General features: G+C 68.2%; 13 protein-coding genes. 11 read left to right on the top strand and 2 right to left on the bottom strand.

Annotated features, from left to right (window positions below):
• Window positions 1-36 precede the first annotated feature (36 nt).
• The 4 genes from mrcB (at window position 37) to tsaB (ending at window position 6007) form a co-directional block, all read left to right on the top strand.
• Window positions 37-2478: a penicillin-binding protein 1B gene (gene mrcB / locus AC3ITW_RS16950; RefSeq protein WP_489389753.1), complete on the top strand. Its 2442-nt coding sequence runs from the start codon at window positions 37-39 to the stop codon at window positions 2476-2478.
• Complete coding sequence (locus AC3ITW_RS16945; protein WP_197585226.1) at window positions 2475-3011, top strand: hypothetical protein; 537 nt, start codon at window positions 2475-2477, stop codon at window positions 3009-3011. Before mrcB ends, AC3ITW_RS16945 begins: the two co-directional genes overlap by 4 nt.
• A 227-nt stretch (window positions 3012-3238) precedes the next feature.
• Complete coding sequence (gene yoaA / locus AC3ITW_RS16940; protein WP_197585225.1) at window positions 3239-5284, top strand: DNA repair helicase YoaA; 2046 nt, start codon at window positions 3239-3241, stop codon at window positions 5282-5284.
• Window positions 5285-5293: 9 nt separating this feature from the next.
• On the top strand, window positions 5294-6007 hold the full coding sequence (gene tsaB, locus AC3ITW_RS16935; protein WP_012511878.1) for a tRNA (adenosine(37)-N6)-threonylcarbamoyltransferase complex dimerization subunit type 1 TsaB: 714 nt from the start codon (window positions 5294-5296) through the stop codon (window positions 6005-6007).
• 401 nt (window positions 6008-6408) lie between these two features.
• On the opposite strand, the gene AC3ITW_RS16930 is transcribed toward tsaB, so the two are convergent.
• A complete protein-coding gene (locus AC3ITW_RS16930) occupies window positions 6409-7293 on the bottom strand; it encodes an energy transducer TonB family protein (protein ID WP_012511877.1) in 885 nt (294 codons plus the stop codon).
• Window positions 7293-8240: a glutathione synthase gene (gene gshB, locus AC3ITW_RS16925; RefSeq protein ID WP_489389752.1), complete on the bottom strand. Its 948-nt coding sequence runs from the start codon at window positions 8238-8240 to the stop codon at window positions 7293-7295. The genes AC3ITW_RS16930 and gshB overlap by 1 nt, the downstream gene beginning before the upstream one ends.
• Window positions 8241-8480: 240 nt before the next feature.
• On the opposite strand from gshB, the gene pilG reads away from it, so the two are divergent.
• The 7 genes from pilG (at window position 8481) to AC3ITW_RS16890 (ending at window position 20392) form a co-directional block, all read left to right on the top strand.
• On the top strand, window positions 8481-8882 hold the full coding sequence (gene pilG / locus AC3ITW_RS16920) for a twitching motility response regulator PilG (protein WP_005418455.1): 402 nt from the start codon (window positions 8481-8483) through the stop codon (window positions 8880-8882).
• An 18-nt stretch (window positions 8883-8900) separates the two neighbouring features.
• On the top strand, window positions 8901-9263 hold the full coding sequence (locus tag AC3ITW_RS16915) for a response regulator transcription factor (protein ID WP_006385332.1): 363 nt from the start codon (window positions 8901-8903) through the stop codon (window positions 9261-9263).
• On the top strand, window positions 9263-9793 hold the full coding sequence (locus AC3ITW_RS16910; RefSeq protein WP_006385330.1) for a chemotaxis protein CheW: 531 nt from the start codon (window positions 9263-9265) through the stop codon (window positions 9791-9793). Before AC3ITW_RS16915 ends, AC3ITW_RS16910 begins: the two co-directional genes overlap by 1 nt.
• A gap of 41 nt (window positions 9794-9834) precedes the next feature.
• Window positions 9835-11871 carry a methyl-accepting chemotaxis protein gene (locus tag AC3ITW_RS16905; protein WP_006385328.1) on the top strand — a complete coding sequence of 679 codons (2037 nt, stop codon included), beginning with the start codon at window positions 9835-9837 and terminating at the stop codon, window positions 11869-11871.
• A 100-nt stretch (window positions 11872-11971) separates the two neighbouring features.
• Complete coding sequence (locus AC3ITW_RS16900; protein WP_489389751.1) at window positions 11972-18610, top strand: Hpt domain-containing protein; 6639 nt, start codon at window positions 11972-11974, stop codon at window positions 18608-18610.
• Window positions 18597-19931, top strand: a complete 1335-nt coding sequence (locus AC3ITW_RS16895; protein WP_006385150.1) for a chemotaxis protein CheB — start codon at window positions 18597-18599, stop codon at window positions 19929-19931. Before AC3ITW_RS16900 ends, AC3ITW_RS16895 begins: the two co-directional genes overlap by 14 nt.
• A complete protein-coding gene (locus AC3ITW_RS16890) occupies window positions 19928-20392 on the top strand; it encodes a chemotaxis protein CheW (protein WP_006385148.1) in 465 nt (154 codons plus the stop codon). Before AC3ITW_RS16895 ends, AC3ITW_RS16890 begins: the two co-directional genes overlap by 4 nt.
• Window positions 20393-20407 lie beyond the last annotated feature (15 nt).

Here is a 20407-nt window from a genome sequence, read left to right as displayed (position 1 = left end):
CGTTAGACTCGCCAGACCCTACCTTCCAGCATTCCCGTGCCCCGACGCTACGATTCCGACGACATCGACGATTTCGACGACGACGACCAGCAGGACAACGGCCCCCTGTGGCGGCGCCGCCTGATCACCTGGAGCATGGCAGCGGTCGCGTTGGGATTGGGTTTCCTGATTCCCTATACGCTGTACCTGAACCAGCAGGTGACCCAGCGCTTCGGCGAACTGCGCTGGCAGATCCCGACGCGGGTCTATGCACGCCCGCTGGTGCTCACGCCCGGCAAGGCGATGGACGCGTCCACCCTGAAGACCGAGCTGGCCGCCTCCGCCTACCGCGATGACGGGCAGGGCAAGGAGCCGGCGACCTACGCCGTGAACGGCGGCCGTTTCGTCATCTCCAGCCGTGGCTACAACGACGTGGATGGCGTGGTCGCCGCGCGTCGTGTCGAGCTGTCGCTGGCCGATGGAAGCATCGCCTCGCTGCGTGACGCTGGCAGTCGCAAGGCACTGAAGGCCGCGCGGCTGGATCCGGCGCGTATCGCCACCCTGTACGGGCAGAAGCAGGAAGAGCGCCGCCTGATCCGCATGGATGAGGCACCTGACCTGCTGGTGACCGGCCTGCAGGCGGTGGAGGACAAGGACTTCAACCGCCATCACGGCATCGACCTGTCGGGCATCGCGCGCGCGGTGTGGGTGACCATCCGCTCCGGCGGCCAGAGCCGCCAGGGTGCCTCCACCCTGACCCAGCAGCTGGCCCGCAGCGGCCTGCTCGGCATCGGCAAGGAGCAGACGGTTACCCGCAAATTCAACGAAGTGCTCTACGCGCTGATCATGGAAGCGCGCTACGACAAGCGCACCATCTTCGAGGCCTACCTCAACCAGGTGTACCTGGGCCAGCGCGGCAGCCAGGCCATCCACGGCATGTCCTCCGGTGCCGAATTCTGGTTCGGCCGCGACCTGTCGTCGCTGGAAACCGAGCAGATCGCGTTGCTGATCGGCCTGGTCAAGGGCCCCTCCTTCTACGATCCGCGTCGCAACCCGGAACGCGCGCTGGATCGCCGCAACTTCGTGCTGGGCAAGCTGCACGAGGCAACCCTGATCGACGATGCCGAGTACCAGCGCGCCCTCAAGGCGCCGCTCGGCGTGCCCAAGACCCCGGGCCTGGTCGCTGCCAACCGCTTCCCGGCCTACGTCGATCTGGTCCGTCGCCAGCTTGGCCATGACTATCCGGAATCGGCACTGCAGGGCGCGGGCCTGAGCGTGATGAGCGGCATGTCGCCGTCCGCCCAGGCCTATGCCGAAGGTGCGGTCACCCGCACCATCAAGTCGCTGGAGAGCAAGCGCCGGCCCGAGCTGCAGGCCGGCATGGTGCTGACCGATGTGCACAACGGCGACGTGCTGGCGGTGATCGGCAGCCGCGAGGTCTCCGAAGTCGGCTTCAACCGCGCCATCGAGGCACAGCGCCCGGTCGGCTCGCTGCTCAAGCCGTTCGTGTACCTGCTGGCGCTGGCACAGCCGGACCGCTACTCGCTGGCCAGCTGGGTCGACGATTCGCCGGTGACCGTGCAGCTCGGCCGTGGCCGCAACTGGAACCCCGGCAATGCGGACAACCGCAGCCATGGCACGGTGCGCCTGATCGATGCGCTGGCCCATTCGTACAACCAGGCCACGGTGCGCGTTGGCATGCAGGTCGGTCCCGAGCGCGTGACCCAGCTGATCCACGTGCTGGCCGGGATCAAGGCCGAGGCGAACCCGGCGGTGATCCTCGGTTCGACCGACCAGAGCCCCTACGCGATGGCGCAGCTGTACCAGTTCCTGGCGTCGGGTGGCGAGATCCAACCGTTGCACGCGGTGCGTGGCGTGCTCGATCCGCAGGGCAAGCTGCTCAAGCGCTACGACAAGACCCCGGCGCCGGCGCAGGAAGGTGACTCGATCGCCGCCAATCTGATCAGCGTCGGCCTGCAGCAGGTGGTCGCCAGCGGCACCGCGCAGCGCCTGAACGCCGATGGCCTCGGCCGCCTGCAGCCGGCGGGCAAGACCGGTACCACCAACGATGGTCGCGACAGTTGGTACGCCGGGTACACCGGTGACCACCTGGCGGTGATCTGGATGGGCAACGACCAGAACGAGCAGGCCGGCCTGTACGGTGCCACCGGTGCGATGCGGGTGTGGTCGGGCATCTTCCAGCGCCTGCCGAGTGCCCCGCTGCGGGTCAGTAACAAGGGCCTGGACTGGCAGTCGGTGGCCGCCACCGGCATGAACACTACCGACGATGGTTGCCCGGGCGCGCGTCGCTTCCCGTTCGTAGTGGGTTATGCACCGGCCTATGCGCCGTGTGCGCCAGCGCTGTCGCCGGGTGGGCAGGGTGGGGACGAAGGTGAGGGCGGAGGCTGGCGCAGCTGGTTCGGCCTGGACCGCAAGCCCGAGCCGCCAGCTGAACCTGCCGCGGCGCCCGCCGCCGCTACTCCTCCCCCGAGCCGATGATGCCGATGAACATGCGATCCCTGCTGCAGCCCCTGGCCCTGACCGGCCTCAGCCTGGCCTTGGCCGCTTGCGTGAGCAGCCCGCCGCCGGTGGTCAAGCCGGTGGATACCACGACGCCGGCGCAGCGCTTGGCCGCAGTCGACGCCGCAGCAGGCCCGGACGACAAGGAACTGTCGGTGCAGCCGCTGCGTGATTCGCAGGTGGAAGACCTGCGCCTGGCCGCGCAGGCCCAGCGCCAGGCCAACGACCTGGCCGGCGCATCCAGCAGTTTGGACCATGCGCTGGAGATCGTGGCCGGTGACCCGGCGGTGTTGCAGGAGCGTGCCGAGCTGGCGCTGTTGCAGGGCCAATGGGCACAGGCGGAGACGTTCGCGCGCAAGGCCGTTGATCTGGGCTCGAAGACCGGCCCGCTGTGCCGCCGGCACTGGGCGACGATCGAGCAGTCGCGTCTGGCGCGCGGCGAGAAGGAGAACGCGGTGTCCGCGCATGCGCAGCTGGAAGGCTGCACCGTGCCGGGGATCAAGCGGTACTGAGTTTCCGGCCAACGGCGCAGCCCCTCGTGGCTGTGGGTTGATCGCTGAAGCCAGAAGCAAAAGCCGCGCTGGGCCGGGCGGGGTGGGTTTACGGCGTCCCCGCAAACCCACAGTCCCCTGCCAGTCCCCAGTACAACCCAGAGCCATGAACACCGCTGTTGCTGTTGCTGGTGCTCTGGCTTGAAACGGGTGCCGGGCAGCGCCCGGCCGGGTATCCTTTCCCTCTGATGTCCGACCTTGTCCATGCCAGCCGCGAAGCCCTCAGCGACGGCGGCGCGCTCGCCTCGCACCTGGATGCCTTCGTCCCGCGTCCCGCACAGCTGCGCCTGACCGAAGCGATCGCCGACGCGTTGCAGCAGCGTGATCTGTTGCTGGCCGAAGCCGGTACCGGCACCGGCAAGACCTTCGCCTATCTGGTGCCGGTGCTGCTGTCCGGGCTGCGTACCATCATCTCCACCGGCACCCGTGCGCTGCAGGACCAGCTCTACCACCGCGATCTGCCGCGCGTGCGCCAGGCGCTCGGGGTCGGCCTGCGCAGTGCGCTGCTGAAGGGGCGTGCGAATTACCTGTGCCGCTACCGCCTGCAGCAGGCGCGTGGAGAGCCGCGTTTTTCCAGCCCCGAACAGGCAGCGCAGTTCCAGCGGATCCTGGCCTGGTCCGGTCGCTCGGAGTTCGGTGACATCGCCGAGTTCGACGGGTTGGCCGACGACTCCCCATTGCTGCCGATGGTCACTTCCACTGTCGACAACTGCCTGGGCACCGATTGCCCGTTCTGGGATGACTGCTTCGTGGTGCGCGCGCGGCAACGCGCGCAGGCCGCCGATGTGGTGGTGGTCAACCATCACCTGCTGCTGGCCGATCTGGCGCTGAAGCAGGACGGCTTCGGTGAGCTGTTGCCCGGTGCACAGGCCTTCGTCATCGACGAGGCGCATCAGCTGCCCGAATTGGCCGCGCAGTTTTTTGGCGAAGGCTTCGGCATGCGCCCGTGGCAGGAGCTGGGACGCGACTGCCTGGCCGAAGCACGTGGCGTGGGTGGCGCACAGTCGGCCCTGCAGGAGCCGGTCGATCAGCTGCAGCAGGCGCTGCTGGCGTTGCGATCGGCGATGGAAGGGCTGCCGTCGCGTGGCACGCAGTGGCGTGCGTTGGCGATGCCGCAGGTACGTGACGGCTTCGATACGGTGATGGCGGGCCTGGTGATGCTGGAGCAGGCACTGCAGCCGCTGCGCGAAGCGGCGGCCGGCCTGGATGCCTGCCATGCGCGGGCGCGCGAGGCGGTCTCGCGGCTCAGCCGCTGGCTGGGCGATGACGAACCCACTCTCGATTTCGACACCGATCCGTCGGAAGCGAACAGTGCGGCCGATGTGCTCTGGTACGAGCTTACGCCGCGTGGTTTCCGTTGCCAGCGCACGCCGATGGATGTGTCCGGTCCGTTGCGTGAGCATCGCGAGCGCAGCCGTGCCGCGTGGATCTTCACTTCGGCAACGCTGACCGTGGGCGGTGGTTTCGATCACATCGCCACCCGCCTGGGCCTGGACGATCCGCACACGCTGGTGCAGCCGAGTCCGTTCAACTGGCCTGAGCAGGCGCTGTGCTACATGCCCGAGGGCCTGCCCGATCCCGCCGCGCGCGGTTTCGGTACCGCACTGATCCAGAGCCTGCGGCCGGTGTTGCAGGCGTCGCAGGGCAGGGCATTCCTGCTGTTTGCTTCGCATCGCGCCCTGCGTGAGGCGGCCGAGGCATTGCGCGACGGGCCATGGCCGTTGTTCGTGCAGGGCGAGGCGCCACGCGCGACGCTGCTGCAGCGCTTCCGCGAATCCGGCAACGGCGTGCTGCTCGGCTCGGCCAGCTTCCGCGAGGGTGTGGACGTGGTCGGCGAAGCGCTGAGCGTGGTGATGATCGACAAGCTGCCGTTCGCGGCGCCGGATGACCCGGTGTACGAGGCGCGGTTGGAGGCGATCCGCAGCCAGGGGGGCAACCCGTTCCGCGACGAGCAGTTGCCTCAGGCCGTGATCGCGCTGAAGCAGGGCGTCGGCCGCCTGATCCGCAGTGAGAGCGATCGTGGCGTACTGGTGCTGTGCGACCCGCGCCTGCTCAATCGGGGCTATGGCCGGGTCTTCCTCGATTCGCTGCCGCCGTTCCGGCGTACCCGCAGCCTGGCCGATGTGCAGGCCTTCTTTACGCCACAATGGGCACCCGTGGCCGATGCTGCTGCTCCGTCCGCTGTTGCGGCGGGCCCGCAACCGGCACCCGGCGCCACGTTCCCCCTGTTCTGACCTGATCCGATGAAACTGCTCGCCTTTGAAACCGCCACCGAAGCCTGTTCCGTTGCCCTGCATGTGGATGGGCAGGTGCTGGAACGTTTCGAGATCGCCCCGCGCCGGCATGCCGAACTGAGCCTGCCATGGGCCGAGGCGCTGCTGGCCGAAGCCGGCATCAGCCGCCGCCAACTGGACGGCATCGCGCTCAGCCGTGGCCCCGGTGCGTTCACCGGCGTGCGTCTGGCGATCGCCATTGCGCAGGGTATCGCGCTGGCGCTGGACCGCCCGCTGCTGCCGGTCTCGACGCTGCAGGTACTGGCGCTGCGCGCGCCGGTCGAAGAAAACCAGATAGTTTCGGCAATCGACGCGCGCATGGGTGAGTTGTACGTCGCGCGCTTTGAGCGCGTGGACGGCCTGCCGGTGGCACGCGATGCCGAACGCGTGTGCGCACCTGCTGTGGTGGCGTTGCCGGAAGGGCTGGCTGCCTACGGCGTCGGCACCGGTTTCGGTGCGGCCGAGGGCGCACTGGTGGCGCAGCTCGGTGCTGGCCTGCGCGGATTCGATGCCACTGCACTGCCGCGCGCGTCGGATCTGCTGACGCTGGCGGTGCCAGCCTTCGCACGTGGCGAAGCCATTGCGCCGGAGAAGGTGGAGCCGGCGTACCTGCGCGACAACGTGGCATTGACCCTGGTCGAGCAGCAGGCCGCGCGCGAGGCGAAGGCGAAGGCCAACGGCTGAGCCCCTCGTGGCGGGGGTGGTTGCTGAAGGCAAGAGCAGAAGCCGCGCTGGGCCGGGCGGGGTGGGCTCGCGGGGGACGCCGTGAACCCGTCCCTGGGGGCTTGGCCGCGGCATCCATGCCGCGGACACCCCCGCGAACCCACCCCGCCCCGCCTCTGACAGTTTCCGTGTGCGTCCGGCACGGAAAATCAAAAAAGAAAATCAAAGTCAAAAGCGGGTCGCTTCGCTCGCATCCACGCGTGGCGTGGATGTGTGTCGACCAAGGTCGACACCTACCAATAGCAAAAATGCGCCGCGATCTGTCAGAGGTGGGGCGGCATCTCTGCCGCCGCTTCTGCTGTTGCTTCGGCTGTGGCCGTTGCCTCTGCGGGTCCCGGGCCGCAGGCCCGGGCAACAAACCCCTACCGATCGTCGCGCAGGGCGCCGCCCGGCAGGAACACCCACGTACGCGTGACCTGCAGGATATCGATCTCGTCTTCGGTCTTCGGCAGCGGCGGGAACGGCTGTGCCAGCTGCACCACCCGCAGCGCAGCTTCGTCCAGCAACGGCGTCCCGCTCGAACGCAGGATGCGGCTGCTTTCCACGCTGCCATCGCGGCGCACGCCCACGCTGATCACCACCTGGCCGCCGAGACGGCGCTGCCGCGCCTCGTCCGGATAGTTCAGGTTGCCCACCTGCTCGGCGCGGTCGACCCACGCGCGAAGGTAATTGGCATAGGCATATTCGTGCGTACTGGCGGAGACGAATTTTCGGTTCGGGCGCTTGGCGTACTGCGCAGAACGCAGGTGCACTTCCGCTGCCAGGCGCGCCATTTCCGCATCACGCTGTTCGCGCGCGGTCATCGGCGCATCCGGCGTCGGCTCCAGCGGGGTGGGGCGCGATTGCGCCTGCACCACTGTGTCCTCGCCATTGCGGCTGCTGACCACCCGCGCCTGCGGCGGTGGCACGGGCGCGGCCGATTGCTGCTGTTGCGGCACCGGGCTCAGCCCGGACTGGGCCTGCGGCACGATGCCGGCCTGGTTGTCGCGCGGGCGCTGTGCGCGGTCGTGCTCGCCGCCGCCCTCCTGGCTGGCCGCGGCCAGGAAATCGGCCTGCTTGGGCGTCAGTGCGGTGCGGGTCTGGCTGAAGATCACTTCCAGCGTCGGCACCAGCGGCGCATCGCCCTTCACGGCAAAGCCCACGCCCAGGATCAGCAGGGCGTGGACCAGGACCGACAGCGCGATGGTCGCCCCCAGCCGTTGCGCTTCGCGCGGCGGCGGGGGCAGGACGGCAGGTGCGGGGGGCATCAGCGCAGGCCGGCCTCGAGCGCGTCGAACAGGGTGCCAGCGATGTTCAGGCCGTACTGTGCGTCGAGTTCGCGCACGCAGGTTGGGCTGGTCACGTTGACCTCGGTCAGGTAATCACCGATCACGTCCAGGCCGACGAAACGCATGCCACGACGCTTCATCTCCGGCCCGACCTGGGCGGCGATCCAGCGGTCGCGCTCGCTCAGCGGGCGGCCTTCGCCGCGACCGCCGGCGGCGAGGTTGCCGCGGAATTCATCGCCCTGCGGGATGCGCGCCAGGCAGTAATCGACCGGCTCACCATCGACCAGCAGGATGCGCTTGTCGCCGACGGTGATGTCCGGGATGAATTTCTGTGCCAGCGCCATCCTGTGGCCGCCGTCGGTCAGCGTTTCCAGGATCACATTCAGGTTCGGATCGCCCTGGCCGCTGCGGAAGATCGAGCGGCCGCCCATGCCATCCAGCGGCTTCAGCACGGCCTGGCCGTGTTCCAGCGCGAAGGCCTTCAGCGCCTTGGCGTCGCGGCTGACCAGGGTCGGCGGGCAGCACTGCGGGAACAGCAGGGCGGCCAGCTTCTCGTTGTAGTCGCGCAGCCCCTGCGGGTTGTTGACCACGCAGGCACCGGCCGCCGCAGCCACGTCCAGCACCTGGGTGTCGTAGATGTACTCGGCGTCGACCGGCGGGTCCTTGCGCATCAGTACGATCTGGCCGGGACCGAATTCGGTGCGGCTGAACGCGCCCAGCTCATACCAGCCAGCCGGGTCGTCGCGCACCTGCAGCGGCGCGGTCTGGGCCACCGCCACGCCGCCTTCCAGGGCCAGCCCGCCCGGTCGCACGTAGTGCAGGGCATGGCCGCGGCGCTGGGCTTCCAGCAGCATGGCGAAGGTGGTGTCCTTGGCGATCTTGATGTGGGCGATGGGATCCATCACCACGATGACGTTCAACGGCATGGGCGCACCTGTCTGGCAAGGCGTTGATGGTAGCGGCAACGCCGGTCGCGCGCCTCCCCGCCGTACTGCAACGTTGCGTCCGCCCGGCGCCCGCGCAGTCATTGCGAAACCCGTCACGTTCAGGAGGGCGCCATGCCCCGCGCCATGGGGCGGCCTTGAAGCGGGCGCGGAAAGTGCGATATAGATACGCTTTCGTAGCGGCCCCCGCCAGAGATCGGGCCGTGCGCTTGGGGATAGGCAATGACTGAAAACACGACTGCGGGCGGGGAACTCGCAGGACTCCGGGTGATGGTCATCGATGATTCGAAGACCATCCGCAGGACTGCGGAAACGCTGCTCAAGCGCGAAGGCTGCGAGGTGGTCACCGCCACCGACGGCTTCGAAGCGCTTGCGAAGATCGCAGACCAGCAACCGCAGATCATCTTCGTCGACATCATGATGCCGCGCCTGGACGGGTACCAGACCTGTGCGCTGATCAAGGGCAACCAGCTGTTCAAGGCGACCCCGGTCATCATGCTCTCGTCCAAGGATGGCCTGTTCGACAAGGCGCGGGGACGCATCGTCGGCTCGGAGCAGTACCTGACGAAGCCTTTCACGCGTGAAGAACTGCTGGGTGCCATCCGCACATACGTCAACGCCTGACCAGGGGGGAAAGGCACAATGGCTCGTATCGTTCTGATCGAGGATTCACCGACCGACCGCGCGGTGTTCACCCAGTGGCTGCGCCGTGCCGGCCACGAGGTGCTGGAAGCGGACAACGCCGAGGATGGCCTGCAGCTGGTCCGCGACCAATCGCCGCAGCTGGTGCTGATGGACGTGGTGCTACCCGGCATGAGCGGTTTCCAGGCGACCCGCGCGATGGCCCGTGATGCGGCGATCAAGCACATCCCGGTGATCATCGTCAGCACCAAGGCGATGGAAACCGACAAGGCCTGGGGCCTGCGCCAGGGCGCGGCCGATTACATCGTCAAGCCGCCGCGCGAGGATGAACTGATCGCGCGGATCAACGAACTGGTGGCCTGATGCGCTCGCCCTTCGACATTCTTGAAGCCTACGAACGGCGCAGCCTGGCCCATGCGGTGCAGCTGCCCGAACGGCAGTTCGCCCAGGACCTGTGGCGTGGCGTCGGCTATCGCGTCGGCCAGCGCCGGCTGGTGTCCGATTTCCGCGAAGTGGTGGAAATCGTACCGATGCCGCCGGTGACGCCGGTGCCGTGCGCACAACCGTGGCTGCTGGGCGTGGGCAACCTGCGCGGCAACCTGTTCCCGGTGGTCGACCTGAAGTACTTCCTGGAAGGCACGCGCACCGTGCAGCAGGAAGGCCAGCGTGTGCTGATCATGCGCCAGGCCGGCGGCGACGTCGCGCTGACCATCGATGAACTGTTCGGCCAGCGCAGCTTCGAACTGGCCCAGCAGATCGAGGCCGGTGCACTGGCCGATGGGCGTTATGGCCATTTTGTCGACCGCGCCTTTCATGCCGACGGCCAGGACTGGGGCGTGTTCTCGCTCTCGCTGCTGTCGCGCACCCCTGAATTCCGGCAAGCCGCGGCCTGAGGCCGGGCATTGCCCCCTGCATTGAAGAACGAGGTTGAACGATGAGTACTGCTTCGGGCGCCACCAAGACCGGCAAGCTGCGGCTGGGCGGCAGCAACCTCTGGCTGTTCCTGCTGCTGGCATCGATGATCCTGTTCGGCGTCAACACCGGCGTCGCCACCTGGCAGGGCAGCCGCCTGGCCGATGCCGGCTCCAAGGCCGCCGACCTGCAGGTGCTGTCGCAGCAGCTGGCCAACCAGGGCCGTGACGCGGTGGGTGGCAACGCGCAGGCGTTCACCGCCTTCAAGGCCACCCGCAACGCGATCGAACAGAACGTATCGACCCTGCAGGGGCGCTACGGCAAGGAGCCGGGTGTGTCCGGCGCGATCTCCACGCTGGGTGAAACGTGGGCGCCGCTGGGCAAGCAGGCCGGCCAGCTGGTCGCCAGTGAGCCGGCGGTGCTGGCCCTGGCTGGCAACGCCAACAACTTCAGCGGCGCGGTGCCGGGCCTGCAGGCCCAGCTGAATGAACTGGTGCGTGCGATGTCCGCCTCCGGCGCGCCGTCGGCGCAGGTGTACAGCGCGCTGCAACAGGTCGTGGTGGCCGGTTCGATGGCCCGTCGCGTGACCGAAATGCGTGCCGGTGGCAGTGGTGCGGCCACTGCCGGTGATGCGCTGGCACGTGACATCACCGTGTTCTCGCAGGTGCTCGATGGCCTGCGCAATGGCAACGAGGAACTGGGCATCACCGCCGTGCGCGGTGCCGCCGCCGTCGCTGCGCTGGAGCAGTCGCAGCAGAAGTGGGAAGCGATGAAGCAGGACGCCGACGCGATCCTGGCCAGCTCGCGCCAGCTGTTCGCCGCACAGTCCGCCGCCACCGCGCTGGGCCAGGGTTCGGCGCACATGCTGGACGACAGCCGCAAGCTGTTCGAAGCGTTCTCCTCGTTCGGTTCGGTGTCCGATACCCGCCTGTTCCCGAATTTCTGGATTGGTGTGGTGTCCGGTGCGCTGTCGCTGATCGCGATCATCGGCTTCGTCTCCACCAACGTGCGCAGCCGCTCGCGCGAGCAGGAGCTGCGCTACCAGACCCAGGTGGAGTTCAACAGCCGCAACCAGCAGGCGATCATGCGGCTGCTGGACGAAATTTCCTCGCTGGGTGAGGGCGACCTGACCGTGAAGGCCTCGGTGACCGAGGACATGACCGGCGCCATCGCCGACGCAATCAATTACGCGGTTGACGAGCTGCGCCACCTGGTAACCACCATCAACGACACCTCGGCCAAGGTCGCGCTGTCCACCCAGGAAACCCAGGCTACCGCCATGCAGCTGGCAGAGGCGGCAGGCCACCAGGCCAACCAGATCACCTCGGCCTCGGACCGCATCGGCGAAATCGCGGCGAGCATCGAGCAGGTGTCGCGCAACTCGGCCGAATCGGCCGACGTGGCACAGCGTTCGGTGGTCATCGCCGCCGAGGGTGCCGGCGTGGTCCGCGAGACCATCCAGGGCATGGACCAGATCCGCGACCAGATCCAGGAAACCTCCAAGCGCATCAAACGCCTGGGTGAATCGTCGCAGGAAATCGGCTCGATCGTGGAACTGATCAACGACATTTCCGAACAGACCAACATTCTGGCGTTGAACGCGGCGGTGCAGGCAGCTTCGGCCGGTGAGGCCGGCCGCGGTTTTGCCGTGGTGGCCGACGAAGTGCAGCGCCTGGCAGAACGCACCTCGGGGGCGACCCGACGCATCGAAAACCTGGTGCAGGCGATCCAGGCCGATACCAACGAAGCGGTCACCTCGATGGAGCAGACCACTGCCGAAGTGGTGTCCGGTGCGCGCCTGGCCGAAGACGCCGGTACCGCCCTGACCGAGATCGAGCGCGTGTCCAACGCCCTGAACAACCTCATCAAGAACATCTCCATCGCTGCCCAGCAGCAGTCCGCTGCGGCCTCGGACATCACCCGCACCATGGGCGTGATCCGGCAGATCACCGGCCAGACCTCGCAGGGTGCCGGGCAGACCGCCGAATCGATCGGCCACCTCGCGCAGCTGGCGGCCGACCTGCGTCGTTCGGTCGCCGACTTCAAGCTGCCGGCGTGACGCGGACAGGGCGGCGAGCAAGGAACCAGTCGATGAAGCATTTCCATTTCCCACGCCAGAACTCGCGCGGCCACCGCGCGGCGGCGAACGGAGCGCGTCCATGAGCAGTCTGCGCGATGCGATGAGCCACGCAGCGCTGGGCTGGGTCAAGCCCGAGCTGGACGAGACCCTGCGCCAGGTGCGCAACGAGGTCGAGTACTACGCGGAAGATCCCAGCGATGCCAGCCGCATGCGCATCTGCGCCGGCTACCTGCACCAGGTGCAGGGCACCCTGCGCATGGTCGAGCTGTATGCCCCGGCGATGGTGGCCGAGGAGCTGGAACAGCTGTCCAACGCCATCGGTGCCGGCCGTGTGGCCGATCGCGATGAGGCCTGTGCAACCCTGATGCGCGGCAGCGTGCTGCTGCCCGATTACTTGGAGCGCCTGCAGAACGGTCATCGCGATATTCCGATCGTGCTGATGCCGCTGCTCAACGAGATCCGTGCCGCGCGAGGCGAAGAAGGCGTGCATGACAGCGTGCTGCTGGCGTTCGCGCCGGACAGCGTCAGTGCCACCGAGGCCGAGCTGGACCATGCCCGTGGCAGCCTGAGCGGGCGCAACCGCGAGCTGCTGGATACCGTGGGCAGCGCGGTGAAGGAAGAACTGCTGCGCATCAAGGATGCGCTGGACCTGCACCTGCGCACCGGCGGCGCACCGGAGCAGCTGCAGACCCAGGCCAACGAACTTGGCGCCGTGGCAGATACGCTGGGCATGATGGGCCTGGGCGTGGCCCGCGGCGTGGTCGTGCAGCAGCGCGATGCGCTGCGTGGCGTGGTCGAAGGCCGCCAGCAGATCGATGAGAACCTGCTGCTGGATATCGCCGGCGCACTGCTGTACGTGGATGCCTCGCTGGACGACCAGGTGGCCCATCTGGGCGCCGGTGGCAGTGGCGAGGACGATCCGAGCGCGGTCGAGAACCGGCGCACCGTGGAAGTGCTGGCGCATGAAGCCATCGCCAACTTCGCGGCGGCCCGTGAGCATTTCGTCGCTTTCATTGAAACCAGCTGGAACCATGCCGAGCTGCAGGATGTGCCGCGCCTGCTGGGCGATGTCTCCGGCGCGCTGCGCATGCTCGACCTGGGCACCGCTGCCGACTATCTGCGCGGTGTGCAGCAATACATCGAAGCCGAACTGGTCGGCCGCCAGCGCGTGCCCAGTGGCCGCCAGCTGGATACCCTGGCCGATGCCATGGCCAGCCTCGAGTATTACCTGGAGGCGCTGCGCGACCGTCGCCCCGGCCGCGAGGACATTCTCGAGATCACCCGCAGCAGCCTGGAAGCGCTGCGCTACTGGCCGCTGCCGGACCGCAATGCGGCGATGCCTGCCGCCGCCGAGCCGGTGGTGTTCGCATCGCTGCTGGTCGAGCGCGAGCCGGTCGCGGTGGAGACCGGGCCGCTGCAGCCGGAACCTGTCGAGATCGCGGTGCAGCCCGTCGCACCCGCCGCTGGCACCGTACCGGTGCCGCTGCCGGACTTCACCTTCGATCCACCGCCGGTGGCGCCGCCAGAGGTTGCCGACAACAGCCTGATGTTTGGTGCGCTGGGCTCCGCGGCAGTCACTGCTGCGGTCAATGCCGGCAGCGCCGGCGCGACGCCCTTGTCACTTCATGACGGGGAGGATGCGCCGCTGGTGTTCGCGGCCTCCAGTGCACCGGCACCCGAGGTTCCGCAGTGGGACCTGGCGCCGTTCCATCCGGACGCCGATCCGCTGGCGGTCGCCGATGACGAACGCAGCCCGACCTTCGCCAGCTTCGATCCGGTCGGCTTCGAACAGGCCGATGCCGGACAGTTCGCTGCGCCGCAGTGGGCGCTGTCCGGGGCGCCGTCGCATGACCTGGCGGATGCCACCACGCTGACCGATGATGACGCTGGCGATGTTGCGGTATCGATCGACACCGGCTTCGATGCCGCGCCGGTGTTCGATCCGGTTGCAGCCGAGCATGAGGCTGGCGCACTGCCGGACGATGATGTGGTGTTCCGCTTCGATGCCGATGCGCTGGACAACGCCGACGACGTGCTGTCGCTGCACGCGATGGAGACCTTGTCGCTGGACGACGATGCCGGCCTGCTGCCGTCGCTGGAGATCGTCGATACCGCCGCGCCCGTGCTGGTGAACGAAAGCCCCGTGGTTGCCGAAGTCGACGCCGTTCCGGCGGATGTGCCGGAGGACGTGCCCGCGCCGATGGCCGAGGTGCTGACGCCGGCCTCCGATGCACCGGCGCCGGCGGTATCGGTGATTGATATCGACACCATCGCGCCCATCGATTTCAGCGAAGCCGATGCGCAGTTCTTCGCCGAACTGAGCGCGGCGGCCGCCGATTTCAATCCGCAGGCGGCAGCCACTCCCGCCGCTGCGGAAACGCCGGTCGTGGTCGCTGCCGACGCCGGCTTCGAGGCCGGCTTCGATGACGACGCGGAGAACATCGACGAGGACATCCGCGAGGTGTTCCTGGAAGAGTTCGACGACGAACTGGCCAACCTCGGCACGCTGCTGCCGGCATGGCGCATGCAGTTGGACAACATGGACCGGCTGCGGCCGATCCGGCGCATCTTCCACACCCTCAAGGGCAGTGGCCGCCTGGTCGGTGCGCGCACCCTGGGTGAGTTCGCGTGGAAGATCGAATGCATGCTCAACCGCGTGCTGGATGGCAGCCGCGCGGCCTCGCCGGCGGTGCTGGCGATGGTCGACAACGCCCACGCCGCGTTGCCGCAGCTGAACGCCGCGCTGCGCGATGGCCAGCGCATCAGCGTCGACCTGCAGGCGATGCAGGCCATCGCCGACCGCGTTGGCGCCGGCGAGGAAACGTTCTACGTACCGTTGCCGGTCGCTGCCGCACCGGCAGTGCCGCCGTCTGCGGCCGAAGGCGAAGACGAGATCAGCCGCATCCTTGAGGCCGAAGCGGTGGCATCGGTGCAGGGCGACGCTGGTACGGTGGTTGAAGCAACCGGTACGCCGGCCAACATCGACAGCGTGCTGCGCGAGATCCTCGAGGCCGAGGTGGAAGTCCACCAGGCGACCCTGCAGGACTGGCTGCGCTCGGCGCAGCAGGCACCGCAGCCGGTCAGCGATGCACTGCTGCGCGCGGTGCACACCATGAACGGTGCCTTCGCGATGACCGAAGTGCCGGAGATCACCGCCGTCACCGGGGGCGCCGAGTCCTACATCAAGCGTGCACTGGCCGCTGACGTGGTGCCGGGTGAAGAAGGCCTGGCCGCACTGGATGCGACCGCGCAGGCGATCACTGCGACCATGGACGCGCTGCAGGCCGAACAGCCACGCATCGCACCGCAGGACGCGCTGGTGCAGCGTTTGCAGGCGCTCGCCGGCGAACTGCCGGAAGCGCGCTGGCCGATGGTCGGGCTGGAAGATGAAGACGAAGACCTGGCGCTGGACGCAGAGGACGATGCCGAAGTGCCGGCAGCTCTCGAAGCCCCGTCCGAGCAGGTGCTGGAACCGATTCCGGCCGAGGTGGACGTGGCAGCGGCCCTCGCCACCGCCGACAGTGGGCTGGACGTTGCCGAGCTGACCGCCAGCGATGATCTTTCGCGCTACTTCGATGCGGGATGGCCGTCGGTGCCGGGCGAAGGCGAGCCCGCCGTGATCGCCCCGGACGCACTTGAATCGGTCCAGGTGGACGCGATCGCGGCAATCCCTGCCACGGAGGACGCGGACGCGGAGCCCGCATCGTCGCTGGCCGACGCCGCCGATCTCACCGTGGCCGATGATCTGTCGCCGTACCTGGATGCCAGCGCATTGCCGGTGGATGACCGTGATGCTGATGAGGCAGCGACGTTCGGCGAAGCTGACGCAATCAACCTGAATGCGACGTTGTCCGATGACGCCGATGTCGTTGAAGACAGCTTCCTCGACACACCTGCTGCACTGCCACTCGACAGCGAGCTGTCGAGCCTGCAGGATGAAATGGCTGCGCCGGGTTTTGCAGAACCGGTCACGCTGGCAGCCGCGCTCGAGGCCGGCCTGCACGTGATCGACGAAGAGCAGACCCTGGCCGACGACGGGCATTGGCCCGTACTCGGCCTGCAGGCCAGCGAACTCGCGCCGGGCGAGGCGGAAGCCTTTGCCGAGGATGCGGACGTCGGCGGGGAGGCGGCGGTCGGTGAAGGAGAGAGCGCCGATCAGCCGTCCCCGGCGACGGTGAATGAGGAGATCGCTGCGGAAGCACCGCAGGCTACTGATGAGCCGGTGCGCTTCTTCGAACTCGAAGACGCACCAGGTCAAGGGACGGTGCATGCCGAAGTCGCCGAAGCCGAAGCCAGCTCCCTGGTCATCGACGCGATGCCGGCCGCAGCAGCCGAAGAAGAAACCGAAGACAGTGCAGACACACTCGACTTCAGCGTGTACGACCGCGAGCTGGTCGACATCTTCGTCGAGGAAGGCAAGGACCTGCTCGACCACTGCGATGGCCTGATCAGCGAACTGCGCGATGCGCCACAGGATCGCGAGGCGCTGTCCGGCCTGCAGCGCGACCTGCATACCCTCAAGGGTGGTGCACGCATGGCCGGCATCAATGCCATCGGCGATCTTGGCCACAGCATCGAATCGCTGCTGGAAGCTGTCGCCGCCGGCCGCACCGAGATCGAACGCCGCGACGTGCAGCTGCTGGAGCGTGGTTTCGACCGCCTGCACCAGCTGCTGACCCGCACCGGTGCCCACCGTGTGGTGGAACCTGCACAGGATCTGGTCGAGGCCTTCGAGGTCCGCACCACCACCGATATCGCCGCGGCTGCCGCTGCGGCCAATGCCGCCAGCATGGTCGAAGCCGCATCGGCAACGATCGCAGCTCCGGTCACCGCACTGGCTGATGCGCCGCTGTCGGAGCCGTTGCCGGCCGAAGGCGTGGTCGATGAAGACGCGCTGGCGCGCCCGCAACAGGAACAGGTACGCGTGCGCGCGGATCTGCTCGACCGCCTGGTCAACCATGCCGGTGAAGTGGCGATCTACCGCTCGCGGCTGGAGCAGCAGCTGGGTGCCTTCCGTGGCGCCATGGGTGAGCTGGAACGTACCAACGCGCGACTGCGCGATCAGCTGCGCCGCCTCGATCTGGAAACCGAGGCGCAGATCGTCGCCCGCTACCAGCGTGAGCAGGACCAGGCCGATCAGAAGTTCGACCCGCTGGAGCTGGATCGCTTCTCCACCCTGCAGCAGCTCAGCCGTGCGCTGAACGAATCGGCGGCTGACCTTGGCGGCCTGCAGGGCGTGCTCGATGATCTGTCACGCCAGTACGATTCGCTGCTGCAGCAGCAGTCGCGCGTCAGCTCGGAACTGCAGGACGGCCTGATGCGCGCGCGCATGGTGCCGTTCGATGGCCTGGTGCCGCGCCTGCGCCGCGTGGTCCGCCAGGCCGGCATGGACACCGGCAAGCAGGTCCACCTGACCCTGGAAGGTACCCACGGCGAACTCGACCGCAACGTGCTCGACCGCATGGTCGCGCCGCTGGAACACATGCTGCGCAATTCCGTGGCCCATGGCCTGGAAGCGCCGGAGCAGCGCCGTGCCGCCGGCAAGCCGGAGGAGGGCGAGATCGCCATCCGCCTGCACCGCGAAGGCTCGGAAATCGTGCTGGACGTGGCCGACGACGGCGCTGGCCTGGATCGCGAAGCGATCCGCCGCCGCGCTCTCGACCGTGGCCTGCTGGCTGCCGATGCGCAGCCGAGCGAGCAGGAGCTGGACAACCTGATCTTCGCCTCCGGTTTCACCACTGCCGATCAGGTCAGCCAGTTGGCCGGCCGCGGCGTGGGCATGGACGTGGTGCGCAACGAAGTGCGCCAGCTGGGCGGCTCGGTCGACATCCAGTCGGTGCGTGGTCAGGGCGTGCGCTTCACGCTGCGCCTGCCGCAGACACTGGCGGTCACCCAGGCGGTGTTCGTGCAGATCGGCGAAACCACCTTCGCGGTGCCGGTCGCCTCGGTCAGTGGTATCGGCCGCCTGTCGCGCGAGCGTTTTGAAGCCGCCGACAGCAGCTACCGCTACAGCGGCGAAGACTACCCGCTGTACGACCTCGGCAGCCTGGTCGGACAGGCCCCGGCGCGTGCCGATGGCCAGGACCAGGTGCCGCTGCTGCTGGTCCGCGCCGGCGACCTGCGCGCCGCCGTGGCGATCGACCAGGTACTGGGCAACCGCGAAATCGTGGTCAAGCCGGTCGGCCTGCAGATCGCCTCGGTGCCGGGTATCTACGGTGCCACCATCACCGGCGATGGCCGCGTGGTGGTGATCCTGGACGTGGCGCCGCTGGTGCGCCGCTTCCTCGCCAATCCGACGCTGCCGGTACTGGCCAATGCACCACGGCAGGAGCGCCAGGTGCCGCTGGTGATGGTGGTCGACGACTCGCTGACCATGCGCAAGGTCACCGGCCGCATCCTCGAGCGCCACAACTTCGAGGTCAGCGTCGCCCGCGATGGCGTGGAAGCGCTGGAGCGGCTGGAAGAGCGCGTACCCGACCTGATGCTGCTGGATATCGAGATGCCGCGCATGGATGGCTACGAGCTGGCCACCGCGATGCGTGCCGACCCGCGCTACAGGGACGTGCCGATCGTGATGATCACCTCGCGCAGCGGCGACAAGCACCGCCAGCGCGCCTTCGAGATCGGTGTCCAGCGTTACCTGGGCAAGCCGTACCAGGAACTGGACCTGATGCGTAACGTGTACGACCTGCTGGGGATCGCCCGTGTCCGTGAGTGAAGCCCATCCGGCCCCGGCCGTTGCCCTGTTGGCCCGCCCCGGCGCCGCGCGCGAGCGCCTGCGTGAGGCGTTGTCGCACGCCGATGTGCAGCTGGTGCTGGAAGAAGACCCCAACAGCCTGGAGCCGCAGGTCCTGCAGCAGGCGCGACCGCAGTTCGTGGTGATCGCCCTGGAGGCGGCCATCGAGGACGCGCTGGAACGGCTGGACACTGTGCTGTCCGCACCTGGCCTGACCCTGGTGTTCGACGAGGCCGAACTGGCCGCACGCCGTGATGGTTGGGAAGTGCAGCGCTGGGGCCGCCATCTGGCCGCCAAGCTGCACGGCCACCAGCAGGTGCTGCCGCCCGGTGCCGAGGAAGAACCCAGCCTGCAGCTGGAACCGGGCCATCCGGCACCGCCGCCCGCGCCACGCGAAGAAGCACTGCAGCCGCACCTGGAACAGGCGCTGAGCTGGGCCGACGACGTCCCGGCCGACAGCCTGTACTCGCCCCCCGCGCACCTGCACGAGCCGATCGCGCTGGAGCAGGCACTGGCCGCGCTGCAGCCGATCGTCCCCGAATCGCTGCAGGCGCCGTCGTTGCCGCCAGCGATGGCCGAGCCTGCCACTGCCGCACCGCTGGTCTCCTTCGACCACACGGCGTGGTCGCTGGTCGATGACGTGGCGGATGCACCGGCCGCTGCTGCCAACATCGCTGCGGTCGAAGCGGCACCGCCCTCGTTCGATACCGATCACCTGAGCCTGGTCGATCTGGACGCTGCCGCGCCGGTCGGCGCGCGCGCCGGATCGCTGCTGGTGCTGGCCGGCATCGGTGGCCCGGATGCGCTGCGGCGCCTGCTCGGCGCACTGCCGGCGTCGCTGGCCGTGCCGGTGCTGGTGCACATGCGGCTGGATGGTGGTCGTTACGGCAACCTGGTCAAGCAGATGGCACGGGTGTCGCCGTTGCCGGTGCAGCTGGCTGAAGCCGGCCAGCGCGCCACGCCCGGTGAAGTGCACGTGCTGGCCGATGACATCGGCGTGCAGGCGGCCGGTGATGGCCTGCATTTCATCAGCGACGCACAGGGCATCTCGATTGCCGCGCTGCCGGCGGAACACACGGCGCTGGTGCTGCTCAGCGGCGCCGACCTGGACCACGTCGGCCCGGCGCTGGACCTGGCTGCCGCCGGCGCCTGGGTGGCCGGGCAGGTGGGCGAGGGCTGCTATGACCCCGCCGCAGCCACCGCTGTGGTTGCCGCCGGTATGGTCGCGGGCGAACCGCAGGAACTGGCGCAGGCGATTGCCGCACGCTGGGGCGTGGATGACGACAACGGAGAGGCACCATGAGCTACGCCAGCAATGACGAGATCCGCGGCGTCCTGATCCAGGCAGGCAACGCGCGCGTATTGCTGCCCAATGCCACCGTGGCTGAAATGATGTCGCGTGTGCCGGTGCAGCCGGTCTCCGATGCGCCGCGCTGGCTGGTGGGCGAGATCGGTTGGCACGGCTGGCAGGTGCCGCTGGTGTCGTTCGCACGTCTTTCGGGACTGGGCGAAGAAGCCGTGGGCGGCCACAACAAGGTGGTGGTGCTGAAGGCCCTCAGCGGCAACGCGCAACGCCCGTACTACGCCCTGCTGACGCAGAACTTCCCGCAGCTGATTTCGGTGCCGCGCGATGGCCTGCTGGCCGACGCCTCGGAGGAAACCCTGCCGGACATCGTGCACATGCGTGTGTTGCTGGGCGAGCAGAGCGCACTGCTGCCGAACCTGGACGCGCTGGAAGCCGCCCTGGATTCGCTGGCGGCCTGATCGGACATCCGCCGG

Source organism: Stenotrophomonas sp. KH_052 (assembly GCF_057838755.1).
Note: the sequence above shows the minus strand (reverse complement) of the source record. Positions and strands in the feature narration are given on the sequence as shown.